This is a genomic window from Pontibacter brevis (assembly GCF_054779655.1).
On record NZ_BAAGXV010000051.1, the window covers coordinates 1 to 9,827 of the forward strand.

Below are 9,827 nucleotides of genomic sequence, written 5' to 3' on the forward strand. Positions count from 1 at the left end.
ATGGCCTTGATAATCTGTGTCTCGGTAAACTTTGTCTTTTTCATTCCATTTAAAGTTAGTAGTTTTTACAACTTTTAAATGGCCGAACTTCAGGTAAGCCTACACATACAGCAAAGGGAGCAAGAGGGGGATTATTTCTGAGACGGCATAGCGCCTACAAAGGTATTACAGCTTAAGCGATTAGATATTTCCCGAATAGATGTAGGTGTATTTCTCTCCTCTTTATGTTGCAGGCCGCCCTACACCTCATCAAGAACAAAAACAGACAAGGTCCTGGCACCATGCGCGCCCAGCACCAGCGACTGCTCAATGTCAGCGGTTTTGGAGGGGCCTGCGATGAAGGTGCCGAAACCGTACTCCTGCGCCCCTATTACCTCATAGGCCTGTTGCATGAGCGGCACAATGCTTTGCCGCGGCACCACCAGCGCCAGGTGCTGGCAGATGAAGGGCAACACACGCAGCGGGAGCTGCGCATCCGTCACCCACAGGGCGCTGTTCTCGGCCACCCCGAACTGTGCGGGCAGCACCGCCAGGTCCACATCCGCTAAAGTGTGCGGGTCTATGTCCGGCGCGATGGACAACTCGGCTACATCAGAGAATTCCGGAAGAGCGGACACAATCCTGCGGGCACCGCTGTGCTCCCTGAGGAGAATCTGCTTCACCTCCTCTATGCTTTGCACCCGGAACACCTTGCTCCCGATGCTCACCGCCACCGAACTAAACCTCTCCACCGGGTCTGCCTCCCCTGTAAAAAAGGCGGGCATCTCCGGCAACGGCAGGCGTGCCGGCTGGTTTCTGGCTACTGCGGCCAACACATTGTCTCTGCTACTCATCTTTCTTTTTCCTGTTTTTCTGGTACCACTCCCCAAACGACTCCTTCGGGGGCGCAGGCATCTCGCGCTGCTTGTACCAGGGGTTCAGTTTATTGTTTACCGCAAAAGGCACGTTGCGCATGAACCAACGGCCTGCCTTCCCGGCCAACTGAAACGTGGTAGGCGAGGCGAAGGCATGCGCCATAGCCTTCATGCCCAGCGTCTTCTTTGTGTCGGCATAGCCCTCCTTCACAATCACCTGCCGCCATTTGTAGAGCTGGTCATGAATGTCAATCTTCACAGGGCACACGTTAGAGCAGGAGCCGCAGAGCGTGGAGGCAAAGGGCAGGTCGGCATTTTTTTTCATGTCGAGGTTAGGGGCCAGGATAGCGCCAATGGGGCCCGCCACCGCGGTATGGTAGCTGTGGCCGCCGCTTCTCCTGTACACGGGGCAGGTGTTCATGCAGGCCCCGCAGCGGATGCACTTGAGCGAGTTGCGGAAATCCTCCCTCCCCAGCTGCGTGCTGCGGCCGTTGTCCACCAGCACCAGGTGCAGCTCGTGCCCCGGTCGTGGCTTTTTGAAGTGGCTGGAGTAGGTGGTAATCGGTTGTCCCGTGGCACTCCTGGCCAGCAGCCGGAGAAATACCCCCAGGTGCTCTCTTTTCGGTATCAGCTTTTCGATGCCCATGCAGGCAATGTGCACGTCCGCCAGGTGCGCTCCCATGTCGGCGTTCCCCTCGTTGGTGCAGATGACGAACTCCCCTGTCTCGGCTATGGCAAAGTTGACGCCTGTGAGCGCGGCGCGGCGGGTCAGGAAGGTCTCCCGCAGGTGCTGCCGGGCCGCCTCCGTGAGCACCTGCGGGTCAGCCATGCCGGCCGGAGTACCCAGGTGCTCATGGAATAGCTCGCCTATCTCCTCTTTCTTTTTGTGGATGCAGGGCAGCACGATGTGGCTCGGCGGCTCCTTTGCCAGCTGCACGATGCGCTCACCCAGGTCGGTATCTATTACTTCGATGCCGTTCTCGGCCAGGTAATCGTTCAGGTGGCACTCCTCTGTGAGCATGGATTTGCTTTTGACCATGCGGTCTACCCCGTGCTTCTGGAGAATGGCGTGCACTAGCTGGTTATGCTCGCTCGCATTGGCCGCCCAGTGCACGATGATGCCATTGGCTTTGGCGTTTGCCTCGAACTGCAGGAGGTAGTCGTGCAGGTTCGAGAGCACATGGTGCTTGATCTGAGATGCCGTTTCGCGCAGCAGCTCCCAGTCCGGAATGGTGTGGGCCGCCTTGTCGCGCTTCTGCCTGATGAACCACAGGGTCTCGTCGTGCCAGTTTACCCGCGGCTCATTTGCATTAAAGGCCTCAGCAAGGGCGGCATGGTCTTTTGTCTCCTTCATATCTCCTGCGCGTTAAGTATTTCAGCAATATGCATAACCTTGACAGAACTCTTCTGCCTGCGCAGAATGCCCTCCATGTGCATCAGGCAGCTCATGTCTGAGCCGGTGATGACCTCCGCATCGTGCTGCAGGTGGTCCATGACACGGTCCTTGCCCATCTTCGCGGACACGGCCTCCTCTGCCACGCAGAAGGTGCCCCCGAAGCCGCAGCACTCGTCCCTGCGGGTGAGCTCTACCAGCTCCAGTCCCTCCACCATGCCCAGCAGTTGCTCCGGCTTGGAGAAGGCAGGCGCGACAAGTTCTGACATCTGCGCCAGCTTCAGGCCCCGCTGCCCGTGGCAGCTCTGGTGCAGGCCTACTTTGTGCGGGAAGCGGGCTTTCAGCCTGTCTACCTTCAGCACATCAGTCAGGAACTCTGTCAGCTCATACACTTTCCCGCGCATGGCCTCCGTCTCATCCGGGTACCTGCCCGAGCGCAGGTGCTCTTTCATGTGCAGCACACAGCTGCCGGAGGGGGCTACGATATAGTCGAAGCCCCTGAAGTTCTCTACGAAAAGGTTGTTGCTTTCTTTAGTCAGGTGCTCAAACCCGGAGTTGGCCATGGGCTGCCCGCAGCAGGTCTGCTTTGGCGGGTACACCACCTCCACGCCCAGCTTCTCAAGCAGCTCCAACGTGGCGATGGCGGCGTTCGGGTAAAACTGATCTACATAGCAAGGGATAAAAAGGCCTACCGTCATATGTTAGCGTCATGCGTGACCGCATAGTATTTTAATTCGATGATGTCGTTGGGCAGCGGTTTTGTGTTCCAGTGCCGGTGGATGGCCAGAGCAGTGCCAATGGCCGTTGCCTGTGCCATGGAGGCGGCAAAAATTTCCTTCTCGGGATAAAAGGAAGCCAGCAGGTTCATGTAGATGGCGTTCTTGCTGAAGCCGCCGTCCACGAAAATCCGCTTCACGTCAGAGCCCTCCAGGATGAGATTGGTGGAAGCGACCTGCTGCGTCACCAGATCAAGGATGAACTGGTGATAGGCTTCTGTGTCGGAGGCGAAGGCCGAAAGGTCCCGCTTTGCAAACACCGACTCCTGCAGTTGCTTTTTGCCTGGCTGAAGGTCTGACAGCTGGCCCTGCTCCCGTTGCAGCTTGCTGATGATTTCCGGGTCGAAGGGCACTGACTTATAGCGGGCGGCACTTTGGTTAAAGTGCGCCGCGATGCGTTTTACCTGCTGCTCATGCTCATAGCCGCCAAAAAACCTGGAAGCCTTGACAGGTCTGCCCTTGTACTGCATAAAGCTCAGGCAGTCCTTTTGAAGCTCCGCCTCGGTTAAAGGCGTGGCATTGAAAGGATTCAGGCTGATGCACCAGGTACCGGTGGAGATGAGCACAAAAGGCTCCTGGAAATTGACCAGGTACGGTATCAAAGCTGCCGAACTGTCGTGCAGGCCGATGCCCACTTGGTAGCTGTTCCCGGGAAAGGCAGCGGGCACCACTTCGTCAGACGGAGCAATGGGTGCCAGCTTTTCAATGATACCCTCTTGACTTACCCACTCGTGGTAGTCGTTTTTCCGGAAGTCCCACAGGTTGGTGTGGCAGCCAATGCTGGTGATATCGGAAAAGCACTTGCCGGTTACCAGGTAGCTCATGTACTGCGGCAGGTGCAGGGCGTACGATATCTGGCTGTACAGCTCCGGCTTCTCGTACTTGATGCGGTAGAGCTGCATGCCGGAATTCAGGCTTCCCAGCACAGGGGACGCTGTCTCTTTCGAGAATTTTGCCTCGCCCCCATAGGTATCGTAGAACTGCTTCTTCAGATCCTCCGGGTATGGCTTCAGGTAATTGTACAGGGGAGTGAGCGGCCTTCCGTCCTTGTTCAGGTACACAAAGCTTGCCCCGTACGTGGAGAAGTTGACGGCTTTCACGTCAAACTCCTGGCGCCGGAACACTTCGTGCAGCGAGTCGAACACCGACAGGCGAAGGCTCTCCAGGTTTTCGCAGGGCTCACCGTCCTCGTCCACTGTCTCTGTAAACCTTGCTGCGCGCTCAAACACGATTCTGTAGTTCTCATCAAAGAGAAACAGCTTCTTGTTTGTCTTCCCCACATCGAATACCGCTATGACAGGTGTGCCTCCCATACTATAATCCTGTGGCGACTGTCTTCAGACCGCGTTCATTTATAAGGTTCTCTCTCACTTTCAGCTCCCGGAACAGCTGCAGCGGGCGCAGGGCGCCACCTGCGCGCAGACGCGCCTCCGCCACTATCGGCCGCACCTCTGTACGGTAGGCCTCCTGCAAAATCTCCTGGCAGCGCGCCACGTCGTTCTGCTGCTGCGCTTCTGCCAGTGCTTTGCGGTCTACCAGCAGTGCCTGCGCATAGGCAATCATGATGGCCTCCACGGACTGCAGCAGGTCCTCGAGCGGGTCCTTCACGTTGTGCGAAGCGTCTATCATCCAACCCAGGTCCGTGGCGTGGTTCATTCCCCTGGCGTCCATGCCCTCTATCAGCTCGCTGAAGATAAGGAACAGCTGATAAGGTTTGATGCTGCCCACGGTCAGGTCATCGTCCCCGTACTTGGAGTCGTTGAAGTGGAAGCCTCCCAGCTTGCCCTCCATCAGCAGGAGCGAAACAATCTGCTCGATGTTGGCGTTGGGCAGGTGGTGGCCCAAGTCCACCAGCGTATAAGCCTTCTCCCCGAGCTTGTTGGCGTACAGCAAAGACTGCCCCCAGTCCCCCACCGTCATGGAATAAAAGTTCGGCTCAAAGGCCTTGTACTCTACAAACATCTTCCAGTCATCGGGAAGCGCGGCATATACTTCCTGCAGGCTTTCGAGCGTGTTCTCGAAGGCTTTCCGGAAGTTCAGCTGCCCCGGGAAGCTGGAGCCGTCCGAAAGCCACACCGTCAGGGAGTCAGAGCCCAGCTCAACGCCGTGCCTGATGACTTCGATGTTGTGCTCCACGGCCTGCCGGCGCACCGCCTTGTCCACGTGCTGCATGGAACCGAACTTATAGCTCAGTTTCTGGTCCGGCTGGTCCTGGAAGGTGTTGGAGTTTACAGCATCGAACTTTAGCCCATGCTGCGCAGCCAGCGCCTTAATGGCTTTGTAGTCGCCCGGAATATCCCATGGAATATGCAGCGATATGGCACCGCTGGACTGGTTTAGGATATGTAACAGGCCTACATCTTCAATCTTCTCCTCCAGGCTGCGCGGCTCTCCGCCACCCGGGAAACGCCCGAAGCGTGTCCCGCCCGTGCCCAGTGCCCAGGAAGGGATGGCCACCTGGAAATCTGTTAGCTTTTGAAGAATACCTTCTATGTTATTGACAGAAGAAGCGGCAAAATCAAACCTGCGGCTGTGCTCCTGCGACTGCTCCTGGTTGAACTCCTGTATTCTGTATTTATCAATCTGCATGCGTTCGTGTTCTTTGGTTAATACCCACTCTTGTCCCCCTTTGGAGGGGGACTTTCGCCAAATATATTTTTCTTATAGGCCAGCTGATTCAAGGCCTGCTAAGCTGTTATCTCACAAAAGCCATGGCCACGCCACCGTCCACGTTCAGCACGTTGCCGGTAGACTTGTTCAGCAGCCCACCCACAAAGGCGAAGCAGGCATTGGCGATGTCCTCGGGCAGGATGATTTCGTTGAGCAGCGTGCGCTTGGCGTAGAATGCCGGTAGTTCCTCTACCTTCACACCATAGGCTTTGGCGCGGCCCTCGGCCCAGCCTCCTGCCCAGATGTTGCTGTCGCTGATAACGGCGTCCGGGTTCACCACGTTCACGCGGATGCTGTCCCCGCCGAGCTCAGCGGCGTTCAGCCTGCTCAGGTGCAGTTGCGCAGCCTTGGCTGAACCGTAGCCCGCGTTGTTCGGGCCTGAAACCAGCGCATTCTTGCTCACGATGTTGAGCACGTCGCCGCCGATGTCCTGCTTGCGCATCACCTCTACCCCTGCCTGCGTTACCATAAACTGGCCTTTTACCAGCACGTCATACAGCAGGTCCCAGTCCTTCTCAGTGTGGTCCTCAATGGACTTAGAAATAGAAAGGCCAGCGTTGTTCACCACAATATCCACACCGCCAAAGGCCAGGGCTGCTTTATCAAATGCCTCCTGTATCTGGTCGCTCTTTGTAACATCCAGGATTGCCGTGGCATAAGAGTCCTTGCCGTACTGGCTTTTGAACTCCTCGCCTGCGCCCTGCAGGCGCTCCTCGTTCATGTCGTTGAGCACCACCACGGCGCCTTCCTCCACAAACTTTTTGGCGATGGCCTTGCCGATACCCCCCGCACTGCCTGTTATCAGGGCTATCCTGCCTGAGAGGGCTTTCGGCTTTGGCATGCGCTGCAGCTTTGCCTCCTCCAGCAACCAGTACTCGATGTCGAAGGCCTCCTGGCGCGGCAGGGACGTGTATTCCGACACGGCCTCGGCCCCCTTCATCACGTTGATGGCGTTGATGTAAAACTCAGAGGCCACCCGCGTTGTCTGCTTGTCTTTAGAGAAAGTGAACATGCCCACGCCCGGATACAGAATCACCACCGGGTTTTTGTCGCGCACGGCCGGGCTGTTCGGGTGCTTGTGGTTCTCATAGTAGTCGGCGTACATCTGGCGGTATTCGGCAAAGGCAGGGGCGAGCCGCTCCTTCAGCGCCTTCACGTCCGACAGGTCCTCATCCGGCTTCAGGTCCAGCACCAGCGGACTGATTTTGGTGCGCAGAAAGTGGTCGGGGCAACTGGTGCCCATCGGGGCCAGCCGCTCCAGGTCGTTGGAGTTGATAAACTCCAGCACGCGGGCGTCGTCTGTGAAGTGGCCCACCATGTGACGCTCGCTGGAGCAGAAGCCACGCAGCACTGGCGCCAGTGCGGCGGCCTGCTTTTTTCTTTCGGCCTCCTCCAGGCTCTCTATCTTCGCACCGCCGAACACAGGGCCTTTCTTGCCGATGTGCTGCTCCAGGTATTCGGCGCACTGCTCTATTACCTCCAGGGTGTTGATGTAGCTTTCGTAGGCGGTGTCGCCCCAGGTGAACAGGCCGTGGGAGCCCAGCATGATGCCCCGGATGCCTGGGTTCTCATCCAGGCACTGGCGCAGCTGCAGGCCCAAGTCAAAGCCCGGCCGCTGCCAGTCTACCCACCCGATGGTGCCGTTGAATAATTCTTCTGTTATCTTCTTCCCGTCTTTTGCAGCGGCGATGGCAATGGCCGCATCCGGGTGCAGGTGGTCGATATGTTTGAACGGCAGGAAGCCGTGCAGGGGCGTGTCGATGGACGGTGCCTTGGAGCTCAGGTCGAAAATGCTGTGGTTGAAGAGCTCCACCATCTCGTCTTCGTGCTCAATGCCGCGGTACACGTTCTTCAGGCTTCTGAGGCGATCTACGTACAGGGCGGCAAGGCCGCTGCGCTTGAGCGTGCCCAAGTCACCGCCCGAGCCTTTCACCCACATCACCTCCGTGTCCTGACCATTAAGCGGGTCCTTGGCCATTACTTTGCAGGAGGTGTTGCCCCCGCCATAGTTGGTCAGCCGGAGGTCGGCCCCCAGCAGGTTGGAGCGGTAGATGAGCAGGCCTACCTCGTCGCCTGCAAGCTTAGAGGCTTCCTCTTCATCCCATAAGTAGCTAACATGCTTAAATTCCGTTTTTGTCGTAGATTCTAACATATACTTCAATGTTCTTAAGTTGCTTTTTTATGATGTTTGCGTAGCTCCATGTTTCTTGCACAGGCAAGCCGGGAAGTTTACAATGCTAAATATAAGATAGACCTACCTGTTTACTGTCCTGCACTGTCATGCTTAAGTCAATCTAAATAGCACCAGAACAACTAATGGTCCCGCCAGCTTCACACCACAGCGAAGGAGTGTCAGCCCGCGAAACAGCCGGAAACAACTCGTAAGAACAAGTTGGTTTTGGTTTGATAACGGCAACTAAAATTTAATGTCCTGCATTAGGGCGCATCAGGCATCCGCAAAAAAAAGGTGCGTAGCCTCCTGCAAGCAGGAGGCTACGCACCTTTTTTAAATAGCGTGCGCGTGAGGTAAACCTCTTAATGTGTTGTAACCGCCTGCGGTATTTTTTCAGTCTTCTTAGGGTTTTTCTGCCAGAAGAACAGGATGGTGAAGAGCACGATCAGGATAGCTGGGAAGGCAATCATTTTCTCTAAAGTAGCCTGGCCAGCGGCCAGTTGCAGTGCATTTCCTGCAAGTCCCTGTGCACTATATTCTGCCATGGAACTGTCAATCCAGTTACCTATGATAGGCTGGAAAATAGAAGAAGAAAACATACCTACTGCACCAATAATAGACATGCCCAAGGCGCTGCTCAAAGGAACGCGCTGTGCCACGGCTCCTACCATAACCGGCCAGAAGTAGCCGTACCCAAGGGCAAAAATGATAGCTGCCACATATGCCATAGAGCCTGTCACTGTGCTGAACATATAGATACCTATTGCTGAAAATATTGCGCCTCCGAGTAAAACACCCGTCTGGCCCAGTGTGGCAACAACAGGTCCGGCAAAAAATCTTAATACAGCTACTAAACCAGCGGTAAGTGCCAGGATGAGCATAGGTTCTGCCCCACTGCTACCCAGGATAATTTCTACCCACTGGCCCGGTCCGAATTCTGTAATAGCCGTAAGGGCCATGCATACAATCAGGAATATGTACAACGGGCTCACCATTGCTTTAAAGTTCTGACCAAGAGAGGTAGCACCCTCCACCTGTGGCCTTGGGAAAGTTTTTCCGAAGAACAAGAAAGCATAGGCAACGGCTGGCACCATGATAAACCACATCTGTGCTTGCCAGGATAAACCAAAATCAGACATGAACTTGGAGATAAGGGCACCAAGAAGAATACCACCAGGGAACCACATATGGAACCTGTTGAGCATTTTGTTCATCTTCACACCTGAATACATGTCTGCAATCATCGGGTTACAGGCAGCTTCGGTACATCCGTTCGCAATACCAATGAAAAGCGTTGAGATAAGTAAGGTAGTATACCCGCCCGCATAAATAGTTAACAGTATTCCCAATGCGTGGCACAGGAAAGCCACTGTCATGATAATTTTAGGGCCGACGGTGTGGTAAATCAAGCCTCCGATAACCATGGAAATAGGGAAACCCAAAAACCACATGGAGTTGATAAATCCTAATTGTGCGGCAGTCAGACCAAACTCTGCACCTAACTGAGGTAGAATTCCTGCCCTGATAGAGAAGGTAAAGCCGGTTGTTATGAGAGCTAAACAGCTCCCATAAAACAAGGCGGTTTTGTTAACGTTTTCGTTCATTGGATTTTGGGTTTAGTTTTTTAAAGGTGATGTATTAGGCGAATTTAGTTGTAAGCTTCCTAGGGCTGTCTTTCCACGACTCTTATGGAACGCGGATTCACTACGTTTTCCAAGATACTGCGACGGAAAATAAATTCAAATATAAAGCATGCTTTTTCATACACATTAAGTGATTGAGTAGCCAATCTCCTACTAAGAAAGTAAAATCCTTTAAACTTTCACAATGAAACGTATAGCAGGGCTTCTGAAAAGATTAGAAGCTATCTCAAAAATACCTAAGCATTATCTTCATGCACGCGAGCAGCAGGAATGCCAGGTAATTATCAGCCTTCTTTTCCTGTCTGACCAAGGTTCTTC

Annotated in this window: 7 protein-coding genes; all 7 read right to left on the reverse strand. The window is 54.8% G+C overall.

Annotated features, from left to right (window positions below):
• Positions 1 to 239: 239 nt before the first annotated feature.
• The 7 genes from ACYVB1_RS13140 to ACYVB1_RS13170 all read right to left on the reverse strand — a co-directional run bounded on the left by ACYVB1_RS13140 (position 240) and on the right by ACYVB1_RS13170 (position 9,470).
• Positions 240 to 833 (reverse strand): LutC/YkgG family protein, encoded by a 594-nt coding sequence (locus ACYVB1_RS13140; protein ID WP_460924226.1) that lies wholly within the window; start codon positions 831 to 833, stop codon positions 240 to 242.
• Positions 826 to 2,208: a lactate utilization protein B gene (locus ACYVB1_RS13145; RefSeq protein WP_460924228.1), complete on the reverse strand. Its 1,383-nt coding sequence runs from the start codon at positions 2,206 to 2,208 to the stop codon at positions 826 to 828. Before ACYVB1_RS13145 ends, ACYVB1_RS13140 begins: the two co-directional genes overlap by 8 nt.
• Positions 2,205 to 2,945, reverse strand: coding sequence for a (Fe-S)-binding protein (locus tag ACYVB1_RS13150; protein ID WP_460924230.1), 741 nt, complete (start codon positions 2,943 to 2,945; stop codon positions 2,205 to 2,207). The genes ACYVB1_RS13145 and ACYVB1_RS13150 overlap by 4 nt, the downstream gene beginning before the upstream one ends.
• Positions 2,942 to 4,336 carry an FGGY-family carbohydrate kinase gene (locus ACYVB1_RS13155; RefSeq protein ID WP_460924232.1) on the reverse strand — a complete coding sequence of 465 codons (1,395 nt, stop codon included), beginning with the start codon at positions 4,334 to 4,336 and terminating at the stop codon, positions 2,942 to 2,944. The genes ACYVB1_RS13150 and ACYVB1_RS13155 overlap by 4 nt, the downstream gene beginning before the upstream one ends.
• 1 nt (position 4,337) lies before the next feature.
• Positions 4,338 to 5,612, reverse strand: coding sequence for a sugar isomerase (locus ACYVB1_RS13160; RefSeq protein ID WP_460924234.1), 1,275 nt, complete (start codon positions 5,610 to 5,612; stop codon positions 4,338 to 4,340).
• A gap of 106 nt (positions 5,613 to 5,718) precedes the next feature.
• Positions 5,719 to 7,845 (reverse strand): bifunctional aldolase/short-chain dehydrogenase, encoded by a 2,127-nt coding sequence (locus ACYVB1_RS13165; protein ID WP_460924236.1) that lies wholly within the window; start codon positions 7,843 to 7,845, stop codon positions 5,719 to 5,721.
• 383 nt (positions 7,846 to 8,228) lie between these two features.
• On the reverse strand, positions 8,229 to 9,470 hold the full coding sequence (locus ACYVB1_RS13170) for an MFS transporter (protein ID WP_460924238.1): 1,242 nt from the start codon (positions 9,468 to 9,470) through the stop codon (positions 8,229 to 8,231).
• Positions 9,471 to 9,827: the final 357 nt, after the last annotated feature.